This window comes from Streptomyces tuirus, assembly GCF_014701095.1.
GTDB classification, from domain to species: Bacteria; Actinomycetota; Actinomycetes; order Streptomycetales; family Streptomycetaceae; genus Streptomyces; species Streptomyces tuirus.
Genome location: NZ_AP023439.1, coordinates 1,920,699 through 1,938,945, shown reverse-complemented (window position 1 = coordinate 1,938,945; position 18,247 = coordinate 1,920,699). Strand labels below are relative to the sequence as shown.

Sequence of the window (18,247 nt, the reverse complement as noted above, 5' to 3'; positions counted from 1 at the left end):
GGCTGGTGTCCGGCCGCTCGTTCTTCGGCCCTTCGGTGGGGCCCTGTCCTGCCGAGCCCCATCTTCGCACTTGTCGGCACACAAGGAGACGCCGGGCTGCGGTGTGAGACGCCCCACGTTCAGATGAGCCACGCCTTCGACGCCTGAAGGGCAACGCCCAAGGGGCGCGGGGCTGTGTCCGATCTGCGGCTCCGCCGCGGGGCGCGAGGGCAACGCCCAAGGGGCGCGGGGCTGTGTCCGATCTGCGGCTCCGCCGCGGGGCGCGAGGGCAACGCCCAAGGGGCGCGGGGAACTGCGCGACCAGCCCCCACGCCCCCGCACTCGCCACACAACGGACGAGACCGAGCTCTCAGGCGACGGTCAGCCCAGATCACCCGCAGCCGTCAGCTCCGCCAGCCGCACCAGCGTCCGCACAGCCGTCCCCGTACCGCCCTTCGGCGTGTACCCGAACGGCCCGCCCTCGTTGAAGGCCGGCCCGGCGATGTCCAGGTGCGCCCAGGTGATCCCCTCGCCCACGAACTCGCGCAGGAACAGACCGGCGACCAGCCCGCCGCCCATCCGCTCACCCATGTTCGCGATGTCGGCCGTGGCCGAGTCCATCCCCTTGCGCAGGTGCTCCGGCAGCGGCATCGGCCACGCCGGCTCCCCGACCTCCTCGGCGGCCTCGACCAGCGCCGCACGGAACGCGTCGTCGTTGCCCATGATCCCGAACGTCCGGTTGCCCAGCGCCAGCACCATCGCCCCGGTCAGCGTCGCCACGTCCACGACCGCGTCCGGCTTCTCCTGCGACGCCGCCCACAGCGCGTCGGCCAGCACCAGCCGGCCCTCGGCGTCGGTGTTGAGCACCTCGACCGTCTTGCCGCTGTACATCCGCAGCACGTCACCCGGACGGGTCGCGGACCCGGAGGGCATGTTCTCGGCCAGGGCGAGCCAGCCGGTGACATTGACCTCCAGGCCGAGACGCGCGGCGGCGACGACCGCGGCGAACACCGCGGCCGCACCGGCCATGTCGCACTTCATCGTCTCGTTGTGACCCGCCGGCTTCAGCGAGATGCCGCCCGAGTCGTAGGTGATGCCCTTGCCGACGAAGGCGAGGTGCTTCTTCGCCTTGGAGGAGGTGTACGACAGCTTGACCAGGCGCGGGGCGGCCGCGGAGCCGGAGCCGACGCCGAGGATGCCGCCGTAGCCGCCCTTGGCCAGGGCCTTCTCGTCGAGCACCTGGACCTTGATGCCGTGTTCCTTGGCCGCGGCCTGGGCGATCGCGGCGAACGACTCGGGGTTCAGGTCGTTCGGCGGGGTGTTGACCAGGTCCCGGGAGCGGTTGAGCTCCTCGGACACGGCGACGGCACGCTCGACCGCGGCCTTGTACGCCTTGTCGCGCGGCTTGCCGCCGAGCAGGACGATCTCGGCGAGGGGTGCCTTGCCGTTCTTCGCCTTGGGGTCCTTGCCGTTGTCCTTGTAGGCGTCGAAGGAGTACGTGCCGAGCAGCGCGCCCTCCCCGATCGCACCGGCGTCGGCGGCGTCGTCCAGCGGCAGCGCGAAGGCGGCCTTCTTCGACCCGGCCAGGGCGCGGGCGGCGACGCCGGCGGCCTTGCGCAGGGCCTCGGTGCCGTACTCGGCGTCCTTCTCGGGGACCGTGCCCAGTCCGACCGCCAGGACGAGCGGTGTCTTGAAGCCGGACGGCGCCGGCAGCTTCGTCACCTCGCCCTCGCCGCCGGAGGCGCCGAGAGTCTCCAGAACGCCGGCGAGCCTGCCGTCGTACGCCTTGTCCACGGCCTCGGCGCCCGGTGCGACGACCGGTCCCTTGGCACCCTTGGCGACACCGATCACGATCGCGTCGGCCCGCAGGCCGGGCGCCGCGGAGGTGCTGAGAGTGAGAGCAGTCACGGTGGTGAAATCTCGCTTCCGATGTGAAGTTGCGGTGGTCGAACGGTGTGGGTCGACCGGGCCCGACAGCCGACCCTAATCCGACCTCAGGGTCCGGTATCCACGGGGCCTTCCCCGGTGCGGCGAACACTCGACGACGAGACTACGCGCGCGGCCCCGTTCGCTCATTCCTGCGGGCGTTCACCTGTCGGTGGCGTAATGGCCATTTTCTGATCCCTCACACCGGTGAACCGGGTCACACTCGTCGCGATCCGGCAACGTCCCACCCGTCCCCGGAACCGGAGATCATCCTTGGGGCACGCTGCCCCACACCCTGGAGACCGCCGTGAGACGCCCGTCCCTGCTCGTCGCTCTGCTCGTCCTGCTCCTCGCGGGCTGCGCCCGGACCCCCGACGACAAGCCCGGCCCCCGCTGGCAGCCCCGCCCCGGCACCGCCTGGCAGTGGCAGCTCAGCGGGCGTCTGGACACCTCCGTCGACGTGCCGGTCTACGACATCGACGGCTTCGACCACTCCGAGGACACGGTCGCCCGGCTGCACCGCGACGGCCGCAAGGTCATCTGCTATCTCTCCACGGGCGCCTGGGAGGAGTTCCGCCCGGACGCCGGCGACTTTCCGAAGTCCGTCCTCGGCCGCGGCAACGGCTGGAAGGGCGAGCGCTGGCTCGACATCCGCCGCACCGACGTCCTGGAGCCGCTCATGGCGGCGCGGATCGACATGTGCCGCGACAAGGGCTTCGACGCGGTGGAGCCCGACAACATGGACGGCTACCGCAACGACACGGGCTTCCCGCTCACGGCCACCGACCAGCTGCGCTACAACCGCCTCGTCGCCCGGCTGGCCCACGACCGGGGCCTGGCCGTCGGCCTGAAGAACGACCTGGACCAGATCCCGGAACTGGTCGGCGACTTCGACTTCGCGGTCAACGAGCAGTGCGCCCAGTACGGCGAGTGCACGGCCCTGAAGCCCTTCATCGCCGCGGGCAAGGCCGTCTTCCACGTGGAGTACGAGCTCCCCACCGCCCGCTTCTGCGCCGACTCGCGCCGCCTGAAGCTCAGTTCACTGCTCAAGAAGTACGAACTAGGGGTGTGGCGACGGGCGTGCTGAGCCCGATCCCGGTGACCGCGGTGCCCGCGACCCGGTCGGCGAGGGACCGGCGGCCGGGGGAGAGGACGGGCAGCGCGTTCAGCAGGAACAGCACCACCGCCACGGCCCACACCAGCACCGACAGCACGACCTGACCCTCCACCAGCAGCACACAGGCCACCGCGTACACGGCGCGCGACGTCCGCCGCGGTGGTGACCGCGGCCCGCCGGGCGGCCCTGAACCTGCGCGGGAGGTTCGAGGTGACCTTCAGGCCGGTCAGGGCCTTGCCGAGGGTGCGCCCGGCCACCGACTTGTTCCACAGCGAGAGCCCCAGGTCCTGGGAGGCGTCGAGCACGTCACCGCGCGAGGTCAGCAGGTCGAAGCCGCCGCGGGTGGCCAGTTCGGGCACGTCCGTGACGAGCGCGGAGACCCGGTGGAAGGTGAGCACGGCGAGCGCCGAGGCCAGCGCCACGACCAGCGCGAAATCGACGAACCAGGCCAGGACCCGGCGCAGCTTCGGCATCAACGTCCCCCGATCGATGGTGTGTCGGGGCAGGAAGCCAGCGGCTGGGCGGCCTGGGCAGGAGGGGGACGGGGAGATCGTTTCAGCCCAGTGACAGAACGACCAGCGCCGTGGTCGCCGCCGTCTCCGCCAGTCCGCCGAAGACGTCCCCCGTGACGCCGCCGAAGCGCCGGACGCAGTGCCGCAGCAGGGCCTCGGCGGCGGCCAGGGAGAGGACGACCGCGACCACGGCCCGGATCATGTCGTAGGGCCCGAGGAGGGCACCGGCCGCCGCGGCGGCCCCGGCGACGGCCACGGCGGCGACCGCGGCCCTCCGCGGAGGCACCGCACCCGCGACCGCCGCCCCCAGCCCCTCCGGCCGTGCCGCCGGCACCCCGGCCCGGGCCGCCAGGGTCAGCGCGAGGCGGGCGAGGGTCGCGGAGACGACGGCGGCGCACGCGCCCCGGGCCCAGGAGGCGTCGTAGGCCTCGGCGAGCGCGGCGACCTGCGCGAGCAGGGCGAGGACGAGGGTGATGACCCCGAAGGGCCCGATGTCCGACTGCTTCATGATCCGCAGCGCGTCCTCGGCGGGCTTGCCGCTGCCCAGCCCGTCGGCGGTGTCCGCGAGCCCGTCGAGATGCAGGCCCCGGGTGAGGGCGGCCGGCACGGCGACGCTCGCCACCGCGGCGAGCGGGGCGCCCGCGCCGAGGAACAGCAGCACCAGCCCGAGCCCGGCGGCGGCGGCGCCGACCGCGAGACCGGCCAGCGGGGCGCACAGCATGCCGCCGCGTGCGGCCTCCCGGTCCCACCGGGTCACCCGGACGGGGATCACCGTGAGGGTGCCGAAGGCGAAGCGGAGGCCGTCGAGGGGCGAAGTCGTGGGCACCGGCGCAGGCTACCGGCCGGTCAGGAGAGCGGGAACGGCAGCCGAGGATAAAGTTCACATATGGGATGGTTGGAGCGGAACATCATCGAACCCGGCAAGCTGCCACTGCTCCTCGCCCTCGTCGCCTTCGTCCTGACCTTCCTCATCACCCGGCTCATCACCCGCCTCATCCGGGCGGGCAAGGGCCCCTTCGGCAACGTCAGCAGCGGCGGCGTCCACGTCCACCACGTGGTTCCCGGGGTCATCCTGACGATCGTCGGCGGCTTCGGCGCGGTCGCCGGCGGCCAGCACGGCTTCGGCTCGTGCCTGGCCGCGGTGGTCTTCGGCATCGGCGCGGGTCTCGTCCTGGACGAGTTCGCCCTGGTCCTCCATCTCGCCGACGTCTACTGGACGCCGAACGGCCGCAAGAGCGTGGAGATGGTCGTCCTCACCGCCTCCCTCGTGGGCCTGCTCCTGATCGGCTTCTCGCCGCTGGGCGTCAACGACCTCAACGACGACCAGCAGCAGAACCGCGCCGTCGTCCTCGTGAACATCCTCGTGAACTTCGCGTTCGCCCTCATCGCCCTGTTCAAGGGCAAGGTCCGTCTCGCGGTCATCGGCGTGATCATCCCCTTCCTCGCCCTGGTCGGGGCCGTACGGCTGGCCCGGCCCACCTCCCCGTGGGCCAAACGCTTCTACCGCAACCGGCCCCGTGCCCGGGCCAAATCCGCCCTGCGCTCCTATCACCACGACCGCCGCTGGGTGACCCCCATGCGAGCCGTTCAGGACTGGATCGGCGGCGCGCCCGACCCCGAGCCCGCCCGGTCCCTCGAACGCCGCTGACGCAGTTCGCCCACCGCGCACAGCACCAGCACCGCCACGATCGCCGCGAGGTGCTCCTTGCCCGCGAGGTTCTCCTTCAGCGCGACCTCGGCCACCATCGCCACGATCACCAGCGAGGCCGTCACGTACGCCCGGTACCGCCAGCCGAGGAAGACGGCCAGGCCCACCACGGCCGCCGACGGCCCGGTGTCCACGACCCAGGCGTCCGAGGCGGGCAGACCGAGGGGGGAGTCCGGGCCGAGCCGGATGCCCAGGCGCGCGTACAGCGTCCCCGCGAGCGTCGCGACGTAGGCGACGGCCAGCGTCCGCCACCGGCCCAGGCACAGCTCGGCGATGCCGAACACCAGCAGGATCTGCACCAGCGCGCCCCACACCGGCAGATCCAGCGCGGGCACGAACAGCGACAGCGGCGTCCGCAGCAGGGCCGGCCACAACGGGTCCTCGGCCCGCACGGCGCCGATGTCCTGCACGAACCGGTAACCCCACGACTGGTGGTGCACGACGTGCAGCACGGCCGTGAGACACACGGCCGTGACCGCCATCGGCACCGCCCGCCACCGCCGCGCGGCCAGCGGCCCGCGCACCGCGGCGTACAGCGCACCCCATTCTGCGCGGGCCCAGCGGGCGAGCGTGGTCATCCGGCGGTCGTCCTCGTCGGTGCGTGGGTACGTCTGCGGGTGTCCGCGACTCAGTCAAACCGACACCACGTTCCAAGACCGACCGGAACGGGACGAAGTTGAGCCAGGCGTGCGTGACCTGGATCTCGGCGCCTCTACTGTCCGGCGGGCTCCCCGGACCCCTGCGGCCCGGCCGGCTCCTCGGTCATATCGGGCCCCTCGGACTCCTTCGGCTTCTCGGGCAGCTCGGCGGCCAGCGCAGCGGCGGCCTGCACGAGCGGCAGCGCCAGCAGACCGCCCGCGCCCTCCCCGACGGTCACCCCGTGGGTGAGCAGCGGCTCCAGGGCCATCCGGTCCAGCGCCTTGGCCTGCCCGGGCTCGCCGCTGTCGTGCGCGGCCAGCCACCAGTCCGGCGCCCGGAACGCGATCCGCTGCCCGACCAGCGCGCACGCGGCCGTCACGACCCCGTCGAGCACCACCGGCAGCTTGCGCACCGCGCTCTGCAGCAGGAAGCCCGTCATCGCGGCGACATCGGCCCCGCCCACCGTCGCCAGCAGCCGCAACTGGTCACCGAGCACCGGCCGGGCCCGGCGCAGCGCGTCCCGGATCGCCGCGCACTTGCGCATCCACGCCAGGTCGTCGATCGCCAGCCCGCCGCGCCCGGTGACGACCGACGCGTCGACCCCGCACAACGCCGCGACCAGCACGCCCGCGACCGTGGTCCCGCCGACGCTCACATCGCCGAGCACCACCAGATCCGTACCGGAGTCGGCCTCCTCGTCGGCCACCGCGACCCCGGCCCGGAACGCCGCCTCCGCCTCCTCCAGGGTCAGCGCGTCCTCGACGTCGATCCGCCCGCTGCCGCGCCGCACCCGGTGCCGTACGACGTCCTCCGGCAGGCCCTCGGGGTCGCAGTCCAGGGCCATGTCGACGATCCGCACCGGCACGCCCAGCCGCCGTGCCAGCACCGACACGGGCCGGCCGCCCTCCAGCACCTCGCGCACCAACTCCCCGGCACTGCCCGCCGGCCGGGCCGAGACGCCCAGCTCGGCGATGCCGTGGTCACCGGCGAAGAGCACCACCCGCGGCTGTTCGACCGGCCGGACCGGTACGGCGGACTGCGCCGCCGCGAGCCACTCACCCAGTTCGTCGAGGCGGCCCAGCGATCCGGGCGGCACGATCTGTCGCTCCCGGCGTGCCTCGGCGTCACGGCGGATCCCGCCGTCCGGACGCTCGATCAGATCGGTGAAGTCGTCGAGATTAAGCGAGCTCATTCGCCGAACAGTACCGGCCCCGGTCGAACAGAACGGCGCCACATCACCACTCCGTCACGGCGACATCGTTGCACCCTAGATCGGCATCCCATACGTTCCGTTTTGCAGCGGATTGTCGTACGTGGTCGGTGCGACGTCCCCGCCGTACGCCCTCGCCCTACGCCGCCGCCGAACGCCGTCGCGCCCGGGAGCCGCCCATGCCCGCACATCCCGCCCCCTCAGCACCCCCCGTCCCCCAAGCGACCACACGGGTCCACGAACCGCGCCGGGAGGACTGTCCCTGGTGCGGCTCCGACCGGCTGCGGAACCGGCTGCGCACCGGTGACCTGCGGCAGTACAAGCCGGGCAGCTTCACCGTCGACGCGTGCCAGGAGTGCGGCCACACCTTCCAGAACCCCCGCCTCACCGTGGAGGGCCTGGCCCTGTACCACCGGACCGCGCGCGGGGCGCCCAGGGATCCGGCGAGCGACGGCCTCCTCGCCCTGCGCGGCAGCCCGCGCCGGCACCGCTCGGCCGCCCGCGCGATGCTGCGCTGCGGAGAGCCGGAGAGCTGGCTCGACGTCGGCACGGGCCACGCCCGCTTCCCGGCCACGGCCCGGCAGTTCTTCCCCTACACCGCCTTCGACGGCCTGGACCCCACCCCGCGCGTGGTCCGCGCCCGCACCGCCGACCGCGTCGAGGAGGCCCACGTCGGCCGTCTGACGGACCCGCGGATCGCCGCCCCGCTACGCGCCCGCTACGACGTGGTCAGCATGCTCCACCACCTGGAGGGCACGCCCGACCCCCGGGCGGAACTCCGGGCCGCCCTCTCCGTCCTTCGCCCGGGCGGCCACCTGCTCATCGAGACCCTGAGCCCCCGCAGCGTCTTCGCCGCCCTGCTGGGCCGCTGGTGGCTCCCCTACGACCAGCCGCGCCACCTCCACCTGTTGCCCCCGCAGAACGTCCGCGCGGAACTGGAGTCGGCCGGCTGCACGATCCTGACGCTCGACCACCGCCCGGTCCACATCCCCCACGACCTCGCGGGCGCCACGTCCCTGGCCCTGTCCCACGCCCTGCCGGCCCCGGACACCCCCTGGCGGGCCATCCCCCCGCCCCCCGTCCGGCGGCACACCCGCGCGGCCCTGCTCCGCGCGGGCGTCCCCCTGGTCGCCGTGGCGGCGCTGGCCGACCACCTCATCGCCCCGGTGGCCCGCCGCACACGCTTCGCGAACACCTACCGGGTGATCGCCCGCACAGCCGCGTAGGCCGGGCGGGGAGGAGGGAGGCCGCGGGGCCCCGGTCAGCCCCGCAGCACCACCGCCTGCCCCGCCACCACCAGCAGCACATGCTCACACTCGGCCGCGAACCCCGCGTTCAGCCGCCCGAGTTCATCGCGATACCGCCGCCCCGACGCCGTCGACGGCACGATCCCCGACCCCACCTCGTTCGACACGGCGACCACCGTCCGCCGGGTGACCCGCACCGCCTCGGTGAGCTCCCGCACCCGCTCCCGCAGGGCCTTCTCGCCCCGCTCCGCCCACACCGCGTCGTCCCACGCCCCGACGGAGTCCATCGCGTCCGTCAGCCACAGCGACAGACAGTCGACCAGCAGCGGCGGCCCCTCCTCCAGCAGCAGCGGCACCAGGTCGCAGGTCTCGACCGTCTGCCACGAGCCCGGCCGCCGCTCCCGGTGCGCCGCCACCCGCGAGGACCACTCCGTGTCCCCGTTGCGCGACCCGCCCGTCGCCACGTACAGCACGTCCGGAAAGGCCTCCAGCCTCCGCTCGGCCTCCACCGACTTGCCCGACCGGGCCCCGCCCAGCACCAGCGTCCGCCGCGGCACGTCCGGCACGTCCTCGTACGCCCCCACCGCCAGCGTCACCCCGTCCGGCACGGCCCGCGCCCCGGCCGCCGCGAGCCGCCGCCGCAGCTCGGGGCCGGGCGGCACGTCGTGGTCCAGATGGACGGCGAGCACGTCGGTCGTCGGCCCGATCGCCCCCACCGCCCGCAGCTTCGCCAGCGCGTCAGGCCGCCCCACGACATCGGCGAGCACCATGTCGTACGCCTCGGCCGGCTCCGCGAGACCCGCGGGCGCCCCGCCCGGCGGCAGATACAGCAGCCGCTGCCCCTCCGGCCCGGTCACCGCGTACCCCGTGCCCGGCGCGTCCAGCGCCACCGCCCGTACCCGGTGCCCCGTCAGCAGCGTCAACTCCCGCCCGTCCGGCACCCGTCCGGGCTGCGGCAGTCCGGCGGGCACCTCGACCGCCGGCCCGTTGTGCGGATGCGACAACAGCACCTGCTGTACACCGGTCAGGGAACGGCCCGCCCGCGCCGCCGCGAACGCCGCGCCCGGCGTCAGGTCGAGCAGCAGCGCCCCGTCCAGCAGCAACGCGGTGGCCGCCCGCGCGTCCGGCCCGAGAGCGGCCGCACAGGCGGCACAGGGACAGTCGGGGCGGGGGAGTCCGGTGGGCGCGCCAGTACCGAGCAGAGTGAGTTCCACGCCCCGATTCTCACCCGCCGCAACGAGTAACGCGTGATGGGGACGCCCCCTTGGGGGCGCGGGCCGTGTCGATATGCGGCTCCGCCGCGCGGGCGCGAGCAACCCCCACGACCCGCACCCAGCCGATGCCCCACACCCCCGCAAGCCCCGTAACGCCCAACCCGGCGGAGCGCTTACGCTCTCAGAGGGGCCGGACCAAGATCCGGCTTTTCGCTGTGCAGTGTGCTCACACACATGGGAGGCGTACATGGCGGCATGGACGTGGCGGTTCGAGAAGACCGACGGGACGGAGGTCCAGCCCGCGGTGCCGCCGGAGGAGTTCCCCACCCAGGGGGACGCCGAGTCCTGGATCGGCGAGCACTGGAAGGCCCTCCAGGAGGGCGGCGCCGACCAGGTGCGGCTGTTCGAGGACGTCACGGAGATCTACGGGCCGATGAGCCTGCACGCGGCCGAGGCGTAAGCCGGACGGGCGGGGGCCGGCGGCCCCCGCCCACACCCCTCTTCCGGGAGTCAGCCCCGCACGCCGCACAGGTGCAGCAGCGCGGCCACCCCGCGGTACGGATCGGTCCGCCCGGCCCTCTCCTCCACCGCGAGCAGCGTCTCCACGTCGGCCGGGGCCCCGGCGTCGTCCGCCGCCGTGTCGGTGAACACCCGCACCCCGTACCAGGCGTGCAGCGGCGCCCCGATCCCCGCGAGCGTCGACGTCAGGTCCTTCAGCCGGTCGGCCCGCACGTCGAGCCCCAGCCGGTTCCGGTAGGACACCGTGTCGAAGGCGGCCAGCGCCCCGGACCAGTCACCGGACAGGCCCGGCCGGATCGCGAGCGCGTCCCCGTTGCGCACGAGCAGGGACAGCAGCCCGCCCGGCGCGAGCATCCGGGCGAGGCCCGCCAGCAGCGGGTCGGGCTCCTCGACGTACATGAGGACGCCGTGGCACAGCACCACGTCGAAACTGCCCGGCAGGAAGTGCACGCCGGTGTCGCGGCCGTCGCCCTCGATGATCCGCATCCGCTCCCGGATGCCCTCCGGTTCCCCGGCGAGGGACTCCCGGGCCACGGCGACCATCGTCGTGTCCTGCTCCAGGCCGGTCACCTGGTGGCCGGCCCGGGCCAGCCGCAGCGCCCGGGTGCCCTGGCCCATCCCCACGTCCAGCACCCGCAGGCGCTTGCCGACCGGGAACCGGCCCACTATCTGCTCGTCCAGCTGGCGGGCCACCAGCTCCTGCCGGACGACATCGCGCAGCCCGCCCAGCCTGTCCAGCCAGGCATCCGCCGCACCCCCGGAGAACGGCGTCGTGGTCAGGGCCGCTCTCCGCGCTTGACCTGCGGCTTCGGCAGCCGGAGCCGGCGCATCTGGAGGGAGCGCATCAGGGCGTAGGCGACGGCGCCGCGCTTGTTCTCACCCGGGAAGCGCTCGTTCAGCTGCTTCTTCAGACGGAAGGACGTGACGAACGAGTCGAGCACGATCAGCACGATCACCACGAGCCACAGCAGCAGCGCGATGTTCTGCAGAGCGCCCACCCGCACCATGCTCAGCACGAGGATGACCACGGCCATCGGCAGGAAGAACTCCGCGATGTTGAAGCGGGAGTCGACGAAGTCGCGCGCGAACCGGCGGACCGGTCCCTTGTCGCGCGCGGGCAGGTAGCGCTCGTCGCCGCTCGCCAGCGCCTGGCGCTGCCGTTCCATCGCGGTACGGCGCTCCTCGCGCTGTCGCTTGGCGGCCTCCTTGCGCGTCATCGACGTGTTGGCCACGCTGCGGCGCTGGCTCTGGGCCTGACTGCGCTTCGGCGTGGGGCGGCCCTTGGGGGCCTGGGGGTCGCGGGGCTGCTTGGAGAAGTTCACCGGCGCCTTGTCGGCGTCCTGGGCCTTCTCATCCTTCGCACGGCTACGGAACACAAAACCCAAGGGTAAGGGCTTCCGGGCATGGACCCCAGCCCCGTGGGGAACGATCCGGCAACACCAGTCGTCAGTAAGGGGACAGAGGGGACGTTGCGTACGCCTCCGGATGTTTCCCGGGGGGACGGCTCCGGTGACCCCGGGGACCACCTACTCCCTACGCCGGAGCGGGAGCGCACGCAGTCGTCCTTGGGGATGAGCGCATCCGTCCCCGAACAGTGCGGTAATGGATGCAGGGCCCGTACTGTGGGTTCTGTCGCAGGAGCAGCTGCCGGAGTCGGTCAGAAGGGGGCGCGCGAAGCCCATGAGCGGTGTCATGAAGCGTATGGGGATGATCTTCCGCGCGAAGGCGAACAAGGCCCTTGACCGGGCCGAGGACCCGCGCGAGACCCTTGATTACTCGTACCAGAAGCAGCTCGAGCTGCTCCAGAAGGTCCGCCGCGGCGTCGCCGACGTGGCGACCAGCCGCAAGCGCCTGGAACTCCAGCTGAACCAGCTCCAGTCGCAGTCCGGCAAGCTCGAGGACCAGGGCCGCAAGGCGCTCGCGCTGGGCCGCGAGGACCTGGCCCGGGAAGCGCTCTCCCGCCGCGCCGCCCTCCAGCAGCAGGTGACCGACCTGGAGACCCAGCACGCGACGCTCCAGGGCGAGGAGGAGAAGCTCACCCTCGCGGCCCAGCGGCTCCAGGCCAAGGTCGACGCCTTCCGCACGAAGAAGGAGACGATCAAGGCCACGTACACGGCGGCCCAGGCGCAGACCCGCATCGGCGAGGCCTTCTCCGGCATCTCCGAGGAGATGGGGGACGTCGGCCTGGCGATCCAGCGCGCCGAGGACAAGACGGCCCAGCTCCAGGCCAGGGCCGGCGCGATCGACGAGCTGCTCGCCTCCGGCGCCCTCGACGACCAGTCCGGCATGCACAAGGACGACATCCAGGCCGAGCTGGACCGGCTCTCCGGTGGTACGGATGTAGAGCTGGAACTGCAGCGCATGAAGGCCGAACTGGCCGGTGGTCCGAGCAGTGGGCAGCAGGCCATCGAAGGCGGCTCGAACGGGCAGCAGAGCCAGCAGCAGCCGCAGGACACTCCGCGCTTCGACAAGCAGTAGGGGTCCACGCCTAGGAGGGCGACATGATCGTACGGATCATGGGGGAGGGCCAGGTGAGTCTGGCCGACGGCCACCTCGCCGAGCTGAACAAGCTGGACGACGAACTCCTGGCGGAAATGGAGAACGGCGACGGCCCCGCCTTCCGCCGCACCCTCCAGGCCCTCCTGACCAGGGTCCGCGACCTGGGCGACCCCCTCCCGGACGACTCCCTGGAACCGTCGGAACTGATCCTGCCGTCCCCGGACGCGACGCTGGAGGAAGTCCGGGAGCTCCTCAGCGACGACGGCTTGATCCCGGGTTAGTGGTCCGCGGGCAGTCGTGCCGCCGGGGGCGGGTGGGCGCGGGCGGCACCCCGCGCCGCCGGGTTGCGGGCCCACCCGAGCTCAACCCGGACGCCGGGCACCGGCCCGGCTACCGTAAACCCCCGTGAGCACCCTCGCGCGGGCCAAGCACCAGGCCAAGGCGCACCCCCTGGCTCTGGACGCCGTCCTCGCCCTCGCCGTCCTGGTCTGCATGGTCGCCGGCTCCTTCGTGGAACCCCGGCACCGGGACAGCGTCAACTGGGTCCTGCGCACCCCCGACCCGCTCAGCCTCCTCCTCATGACCCTCGGCGCCGCGGCCCTGGTCTTCCGCCGCCGTGCCCCCATGGCGGTTCTCGCCGTCACGGGCACGCTGTCCGTCATCGAGTCCGTCACCGGCGACCCCCGCGCCCCCGTCGCGATGTCCGCGGTGATCGCCCTCTACACCGTCGCCTCCACCACCGACCGCCCCACCACCTGGCGGGTCGGCCTGCTCACGATGACCGTGCTGACCGGCGCCGCCATGGCCGCCGGACCGCTGCCCTGGTACGCCCAGGAGAACCTCGGCATCTTCGCCTGGACCGGTATCGGCGCCACCGCCGGTGACGCCGTCCGCAGCCGCCGCGCCTTCGTCCAGGCCATCCGCGAACGCGCGGAACGGGCCGAGCGCACCCGCGAGGAGGAGGCCCGCCGCCGGGTCGCCGAGGAACGCCTGCGCATCGCCCGGGACCTGCACGACGTGGTCGCCCACCACATCGCCCTGGTCAACGTGCAGGCCGGGGTCGCCGCCCATGTCATGGACAAGCGGCCCGACCAGGCCAAGGAAGCCCTCGCGCACGTCCGCGAGGCCAGCCGCTCCGCGCTCAACGAACTCCGCGCCACCGTCGGCCTGCTCCGGCAGTCCGGCGACCCCGAGGCCCCCACCGAACCCGCCCCGGGCCTGGACCGCCTCGACGAACTCGCCGGCACGTTCCGCAGCGCAGGACTGCACGTCGAGGTCGCCCGAGCCGATCAGGGCACCACCCTCCCCGCCGCCGTCGACCTGGCCGCCTACCGGATCATCCAGGAGGCCCTCACGAACGTGCAGAAGCACGCCGGGTACCAGGCCAAGGCCGAGGTCAGCGTCGTACGCGTCGGGCCGAACATCGAGATCACCGTGCTCGACGACGGCAGCGGCGAGAACGAGACCCAGGACGACGGCGGCGGCCACGGGCTGCTCGGCATGCGCGAGCGCGTCAGCGCCCTGCGCGGCACCCTCACCACCGGTCCCCGCTACGGCGGCGGTTTCCGCGTCCATGCGATCCTGCCGCTCAAGAACCGCACACCGACCGGGGAGGACCCCGCATGACCATCCGTGTCCTGCTCGCCGACGACCAGGCGCTGCTGCGCAGCGCCTTTCGCGTGCTCGTCGACTCCGAGCCCGACATGGAGGTGGTCGGCGAGGCCTCCGACGGCGCGGAAGCGGTCCGGCTGACGAAGGAGCAGCACGCCGACGTCGTGCTCATGGACATCCGTATGCCCGGCACCGACGGCCTCGCCGCGACCCGCATGATCAGCGCCGACCCCGGCCTCGCGGACGTCCGGGTGGTCATCCTGACGACGTTCGAGGTCGACGACTACGTCGTGCAGTCGCTGCGGGCGGGCGCCTCCGGCTTCCTCGGCAAGGGCTCCGAGCCCGAGGAACTGCTGAACGCCATCCGGATCGCGGCCGGCGGGCAGGCCCTGCTCTCCCCGGCGGCCACCACGGGCCTGATCGCCCGGTTCCTCGCCACGGACGACCCGGCCGACGGCGACCGCGACCCGGCCCGCGGCGAACGGCTCGACTCGCTCACCGTCCGGGAGCGCGAGGTGCTGGTCCTGGTCGCCGGCGGACACTCCAACGACGAGATCGCCGAGCGCCTCGAAGTCAGCCCGCTGACGGTGAAGACGCACGTCAACCGGGCCATGGCCAAGCTCGGCGCCCGGGACCGCGCCCAGCTCGTCGTCACCGCGTACGAATCCGGTCTGGTCCGTCCAAGGGTGGAGTGAGCCCGACCCGGGTGTACTGCGGGCGGAGTATGCGCCGCATAAGGATTTGGACCTGGGGGCTACGAAACCGGGTTCCCGCATGGCTCAGGGTGTAGGGGCGGGCGCTCATCTGCGCGTCCGCTGCCGCTTCTGCCGCTAAACAGAAGAGAGATCCTCACCCATGTCCTGGCTGTCCAGGTTCAGCCTCGCGCAACGGGCCTTGATCGGGCTGATGTCGATCATCGCGCTCGTCTTCGGGGCGATCGCGATACCCCAGCTCAAGCAGCAGCTGCTGCCCACCATCGAACTGCCCATGGTGTCCGTGCTGGCGCCCTACCAGGGCGCGTCCCCGGACGTGGTCGAGAAGCAGGTCGTCGAACCCATCGAGGACACCCTCGAAGCCGTCGACGGCATCAGCGGCGTCACCTCCACCGCCAGCGAGGGCAACGCCGTCATCATGGCGTCCTTCGACTACGGCAACAACACCGAGCAGCTGGTCGCCGACGTCCAGCAGGCCGTCAACCGGGCCCGCGTCCAGCTCCCGGACGACGTCGACCCGCAGGTCGTCGCCGGTTCCACCGACGACATTCCCACCGTCGTCCTCGCCGTCACCTCCGGCCGGGACCAGCAGGCCCTGGCCGACCAGCTCGACAAGACCGTCGTGCCGGACCTGAAGAGCATCGACGGCGTCGGCCAGGTCACCGTCGACGGTGTGCGCGACCTCCAGGTCACCGTCACGCCCGACGACGCGAAGCTCGCCAAGGCCGGTCTGACCTCGCTGTCCGTCTCCCAGGCGCTCAAGGCGGGCGGCGCGACCGTGCCGGCCGGCTCCTTCGACGAGGGGGGCGCCAACCGCACCGTCCAGGTCGGCGGCGGTCTCACCTCGCTGAAGCAGATCCAGGACCTGAGGGTCACGGGCGAGCCCGGCAAGGGCAAGCCGGTGCGCCTCGGCGACGTCGCCACGGTGAAGCAGCAGGAGGCACCGGCCGACTCCATCACCCGTACCGACGGCAGGCCCAGCCTCGCCGTCGCCGTCACCATGGACCGCGACGGCAGCGCGGTCGCCATCTCCGACGCCGTCCAGGACAAGCTCCCGGACCTGCGCGAGGACCTCGGCTCGGGCGCCACCCTCACGGTCGTCAGCGACCAGGGCCCGGCGGTCTCCAAGTCCATCAAGGGCCTGACCACCGAGGGCGCGCTCGGTCTGCTCTTCGCCGTCCTGGTGATCCTGGTCTTCCTGGCCTCGATCCGCTCGACCCTCGTGACCGCGGTGTCGATCCCGCTGTCCGTGGTCCTCGCCCTGATCGTGCTGTGGACCCGCGACCTGTCGCTGAACGTCCTCACCCTGGGCGCCCTGACCATCGCCATCGGCCGGGTCGTCGACGACTCGATCGTGGTCCTGGAGAACATCAAGCGCCACCTCGGCTACGGCGAGGAGCGCCACTCGGCGATCCTCCAGGCCGTCCGTGAGGTCGCGGGCGCGGTGACGTCCTCGACGCTCACCACGGTCGCGGTGTTCCTGCCGATCGGCCTGGTCGGCGGCATGGTGGGCGAGCTGTTCGGCTCGTTCAGCCTGACCGTGACGGCCGCGCTGCTGGCGTCGCTCCTGGTCTCCCTGACGGTCGTGCCGGTCCTGTCGTACTGGTTCCTGCGCCCGCCGAAGGGCACCCCCGAGGACGCGGCCGAGGCCCGCCGGATCGCCGAGGAGAAGGAGGCGAAGAGCCGCCTCCAGCGCATGTACGTCCCGGTCCTGCGGTTCGCGACCCGCCGCCGCCTCACCAGCGTGGCCCTCGCGACCGTCGTGCTGGTCGGCACGTTCGGCATGGCGCCGCTGCTGAAGACGAACTTCTTCGACCAGGGCGAGGTCGAGGTCCTCACCGTCAAGCAGGAGCTGAAGCCCGGCGCCAGCCTGGCGGCGACGGACGCCCAGGCGAAGAAGGTCGAGCGGCTGCTCGCCGGCACCGAGGGCGTGAAGGACTACCAGGTCACCATCGGCTCGTCCGGCTTCATGGCGGCCTTCGGCGGCGGCACGGACACCAACCAGGCCTCGTACCAGGTGATGCTGGAGGACTCGGCGTCGGCCGAGGACGTCCAGGACGGCATCGAGAAGGGCCTGGCCGGGCTGAAGGGCATCGGCACGACGACCATCACCGCCGGTGACGGGTTCGGCGCCCAGGACCTCAGTGTCGTGGTGAAGGCCGCCGACGCCGAGGTGCTGCGTACGGCGTCCGAGGAGGTCCGCAAGACGGTCGCCTCGCTCGACGACGTCACGGACGTCACCAGCGACCTGTCGCAGAGCGTGCCGCGCATCTCGGTGAAGGCCAACGGCAAGGCGGCCGCGGCCGGCTTCGACGACCAGACCCTCGGCGGCGCCGTCGCCCAGGCCGTCCGCGGCACCCCCGCGGCCAAGGCGGTCCTGGACGACACCGAGCGCGATGTCGTCATCCGCTCGGCCGAGCCCGCCACGACCCTGAAGCAGCTGAAGGACCTGCGTCTGGGCGGAGCGGTGAAGCTCGGCGACATCGCCACCGTCGAGCTCGTCGACGGTCCGGTCTCCATGACCCGCATCGACGGCCAGCGCGCGGCCACCATCACCGCGAAGCCGGCCGGCGACAACACCGGCGCGGTCAGCACCCAGCTCCAGTCGAAGATCAGCGCGCTGAAGCTCCCGGACGGCGCCACGGCGTCGATCGGCGGTGTCTCCGAGGACCAGGACGAGGCGTTCGCCAACCTGGGCCTGGCGATGCTTGCGGCCATCGCGATCGTCTTCATGCTGCTGGTCGGCACCTTCCGGTCGCTGGTCCAGCCGCTGATCCTGCTGGTCTCCATCCCGTTCGCCGCCACCGGCGCGATCGGCCTGCTGATCGCCACCGGCACCCCGATGGGCGTCCCGGCCATGATCGGCATGCTGATGCTGATCGGCATCGTGGTGACGAACGCGATCGTGCTGATCGACCTGATCAACCAGTACCGCAAGCAGGGCCACAGCGTCGTCGAGGCCGTGATCGAGGGCGGCCGGCACCGGTTGCGCCCGATCCTCATGACCGCCCTGGCGACGATCTTCGCCCTGCTGCCGATGGCCCTCGGCATCACCGGCGAGGGCGGCTTCATCGCCCAGCCGCTGGCCGTGGTCGTGATCGGCGGCCTGGTGACGTCGACGCTCCTCACCCTGCTGCTCGTCCCGACGCTGTACGCGATGGTCGAGCTCCGCAAGGAGCGCCGGGCGAAGAAGCGCGCGGCGAAGCGGGCGGAGAAGACCGGGGGCCGGCCCGACGCGACGCCGGCATCGGACGAGCCGGAGCCCGCCTCCGTCTGATCGCGGGCTCCTCGCCGAGCCCGTACGGCGAGCCCTTTCGGCGGCCGGGTCCCGAACCGGAAAGCACGGTTCGGGA

The 18,247-nt window shown here is 72.6% G+C and carries 17 protein-coding genes; 9 read left to right on the top strand and 8 right to left on the bottom strand.

Annotated features, from left to right (window positions below; genetic code table 11):
- Positions 1 to 360: 360 nt before the first annotated feature.
- On the bottom strand, positions 361 to 1,887 hold the full coding sequence (locus IGS69_RS08980) for a leucyl aminopeptidase (protein WP_190898191.1): 1,527 nt from the start codon (positions 1,885 to 1,887) through the stop codon (positions 361 to 363).
- Between the two features lie 325 nt (positions 1,888 to 2,212).
- Here IGS69_RS08980 and IGS69_RS08975 point away from each other — a divergent pair, with 325 nt between their 5' ends.
- Positions 2,213 to 2,992: an endo alpha-1,4 polygalactosaminidase gene (locus IGS69_RS08975; RefSeq protein WP_190898190.1), complete on the top strand. Its 780-nt coding sequence runs from the start codon at positions 2,213 to 2,215 to the stop codon at positions 2,990 to 2,992.
- Here IGS69_RS08975 and IGS69_RS34555 read toward each other — a convergent pair.
- Together IGS69_RS34555 and IGS69_RS08965 are read right to left on the bottom strand one after the other, a co-directional pair.
- The gene (locus IGS69_RS34555) at positions 2,952 to 3,161 is read right to left on the bottom strand and encodes a hypothetical protein (RefSeq protein ID WP_232543461.1); all 210 of its coding nucleotides are present in this window, start codon (positions 3,159 to 3,161) and stop codon (positions 2,952 to 2,954) included. The two genes, IGS69_RS08975 and IGS69_RS34555, sit on opposite strands and share 41 nt — an antisense overlap.
- Positions 3,162 to 3,577: 416 nt before the next feature.
- The gene (locus IGS69_RS08965) at positions 3,578 to 4,360 is read right to left on the bottom strand and encodes an adenosylcobinamide-GDP ribazoletransferase (protein ID WP_190898189.1); all 783 of its coding nucleotides are present in this window, start codon (positions 4,358 to 4,360) and stop codon (positions 3,578 to 3,580) included.
- A 60-nt stretch (positions 4,361 to 4,420) separates the two neighbouring features.
- On the opposite strand from IGS69_RS08965, the gene IGS69_RS08960 reads away from it, so the two are divergent.
- Positions 4,421 to 5,182, top strand: a complete 762-nt coding sequence (locus tag IGS69_RS08960; RefSeq protein WP_190898188.1) for a hypothetical protein — start codon at positions 4,421 to 4,423, stop codon at positions 5,180 to 5,182.
- Here IGS69_RS08960 and IGS69_RS08955 read toward each other — a convergent pair.
- Together IGS69_RS08955 and cobT are read right to left on the bottom strand one after the other, a co-directional pair.
- Positions 5,122 to 5,820, bottom strand: a complete 699-nt coding sequence (locus IGS69_RS08955) for a hypothetical protein (protein WP_190898187.1) — start codon at positions 5,818 to 5,820, stop codon at positions 5,122 to 5,124. The two genes, IGS69_RS08960 and IGS69_RS08955, sit on opposite strands and share 61 nt — an antisense overlap.
- A gap of 134 nt (positions 5,821 to 5,954) precedes the next feature.
- Positions 5,955 to 7,073 (bottom strand): nicotinate-nucleotide--dimethylbenzimidazole phosphoribosyltransferase, encoded by a 1,119-nt coding sequence (gene cobT, locus IGS69_RS08950; RefSeq protein ID WP_190898186.1) that lies wholly within the window; start codon positions 7,071 to 7,073, stop codon positions 5,955 to 5,957.
- Positions 7,074 to 7,270: 197 nt separating this feature from the next.
- Here cobT and IGS69_RS08945 point away from each other — a divergent pair, with 197 nt between their 5' ends.
- Positions 7,271 to 8,317, top strand: a complete 1,047-nt coding sequence (locus tag IGS69_RS08945) for a class I SAM-dependent methyltransferase (protein WP_190898184.1) — start codon at positions 7,271 to 7,273, stop codon at positions 8,315 to 8,317.
- 35 nt (positions 8,318 to 8,352) lie between these two features.
- Here IGS69_RS08945 and IGS69_RS08940 read toward each other — a convergent pair whose 3' ends face one another.
- Positions 8,353 to 9,552, bottom strand: a complete 1,200-nt coding sequence (locus tag IGS69_RS08940; RefSeq protein WP_190898183.1) for a bifunctional adenosylcobinamide kinase/adenosylcobinamide-phosphate guanylyltransferase — start codon at positions 9,550 to 9,552, stop codon at positions 8,353 to 8,355.
- Positions 9,553 to 9,799: 247 nt separating this feature from the next.
- Here IGS69_RS08940 and IGS69_RS08935 point away from each other — a divergent pair, with 247 nt between their 5' ends.
- Complete coding sequence (locus tag IGS69_RS08935; RefSeq protein ID WP_030837510.1) at positions 9,800 to 10,012, top strand: hypothetical protein; 213 nt, start codon at positions 9,800 to 9,802, stop codon at positions 10,010 to 10,012.
- 50 nt (positions 10,013 to 10,062) lie between these two features.
- Here the strand turns inward: IGS69_RS08935 and IGS69_RS08930 are convergent, their stop codons facing one another.
- Both IGS69_RS08930 and IGS69_RS08925 read right to left on the bottom strand, forming a co-directional pair.
- Positions 10,063 to 10,764 (bottom strand): class I SAM-dependent methyltransferase, encoded by a 702-nt coding sequence (locus IGS69_RS08930; RefSeq protein ID WP_190898182.1) that lies wholly within the window; start codon positions 10,762 to 10,764, stop codon positions 10,063 to 10,065.
- Between the two features lie 83 nt (positions 10,765 to 10,847).
- Entirely contained in the window at positions 10,848 to 11,447 is a 600-nt protein-coding gene (locus IGS69_RS08925) for a DUF3043 domain-containing protein (RefSeq protein ID WP_190898180.1), read from the bottom strand.
- A 316-nt stretch (positions 11,448 to 11,763) separates the two neighbouring features.
- Here IGS69_RS08925 and IGS69_RS08920 point away from each other — a divergent pair, with 316 nt between their 5' ends.
- The 5 genes from IGS69_RS08920 to IGS69_RS08900 all read left to right on the top strand — a co-directional run bounded on the left by IGS69_RS08920 (position 11,764) and on the right by IGS69_RS08900 (position 18,171).
- Positions 11,764 to 12,549, top strand: a complete 786-nt coding sequence (locus IGS69_RS08920; RefSeq protein ID WP_269783155.1) for a PspA/IM30 family protein — start codon at positions 11,764 to 11,766, stop codon at positions 12,547 to 12,549.
- 23 nt (positions 12,550 to 12,572) lie between these two features.
- Positions 12,573 to 12,851 (top strand): PspA-associated protein PspAA, encoded by a 279-nt coding sequence (pspAA, locus tag IGS69_RS08915; RefSeq protein WP_190898179.1) that lies wholly within the window; start codon positions 12,573 to 12,575, stop codon positions 12,849 to 12,851.
- 124 nt (positions 12,852 to 12,975) lie between these two features.
- Positions 12,976 to 14,196 (top strand): sensor histidine kinase, encoded by a 1,221-nt coding sequence (locus tag IGS69_RS08910; RefSeq protein WP_190898178.1) that lies wholly within the window; start codon positions 12,976 to 12,978, stop codon positions 14,194 to 14,196.
- The gene (locus tag IGS69_RS08905) at positions 14,193 to 14,876 is read left to right on the top strand and encodes a response regulator (protein WP_190898176.1); all 684 of its coding nucleotides are present in this window, start codon (positions 14,193 to 14,195) and stop codon (positions 14,874 to 14,876) included. The genes IGS69_RS08910 and IGS69_RS08905 overlap by 4 nt, the downstream gene beginning before the upstream one ends.
- A 160-nt stretch (positions 14,877 to 15,036) precedes the next feature.
- A complete protein-coding gene (locus IGS69_RS08900) occupies positions 15,037 to 18,171 on the top strand; it encodes an efflux RND transporter permease subunit (RefSeq protein WP_190898175.1) in 3,135 nt (1,044 codons plus the stop codon).
- The last annotated feature ends 76 nt before the right edge of the window (positions 18,172 to 18,247 follow it).

Bases quoted from the DNA above. Each gene is read 5' to 3' on its own strand.
- IGS69_RS08960 (WP_190898188.1), top strand. From the start codon at position 4,421: ATGGGATGGTTGGAGCGGAACATCATCGAACCCGGCAAGCTGCCACTG.
- IGS69_RS08955 (WP_190898187.1), bottom strand. From the start codon at position 5,820: ATGACCACGCTCGCCCGCTGGGCCCGCGCAGAATGGGGTGCGCTGTAC.
- cobT (WP_190898186.1), bottom strand. From the start codon at position 7,073: ATGAGCTCGCTTAATCTCGACGACTTCACCGATCTGATCGAGCGTCCG.
- IGS69_RS08945 (WP_190898184.1), top strand. From the start codon at position 7,271: ATGCCCGCACATCCCGCCCCCTCAGCACCCCCCGTCCCCCAAGCGACC.
- IGS69_RS08935 (WP_030837510.1), top strand. From the start codon at position 9,800: ATGGCGGCATGGACGTGGCGGTTCGAGAAGACCGACGGGACGGAGGTC.
- IGS69_RS08920 (WP_269783155.1), top strand. From the start codon at position 11,764: ATGAAGCGTATGGGGATGATCTTCCGCGCGAAGGCGAACAAGGCCCTT.
- pspAA (WP_190898179.1), top strand. From the start codon at position 12,573: ATGATCGTACGGATCATGGGGGAGGGCCAGGTGAGTCTGGCCGACGGC.
- IGS69_RS08905 (WP_190898176.1), top strand. From the start codon at position 14,193: ATGACCATCCGTGTCCTGCTCGCCGACGACCAGGCGCTGCTGCGCAGC.
- IGS69_RS08900 (WP_190898175.1), top strand. From the start codon at position 15,037: ATGTCCTGGCTGTCCAGGTTCAGCCTCGCGCAACGGGCCTTGATCGGG.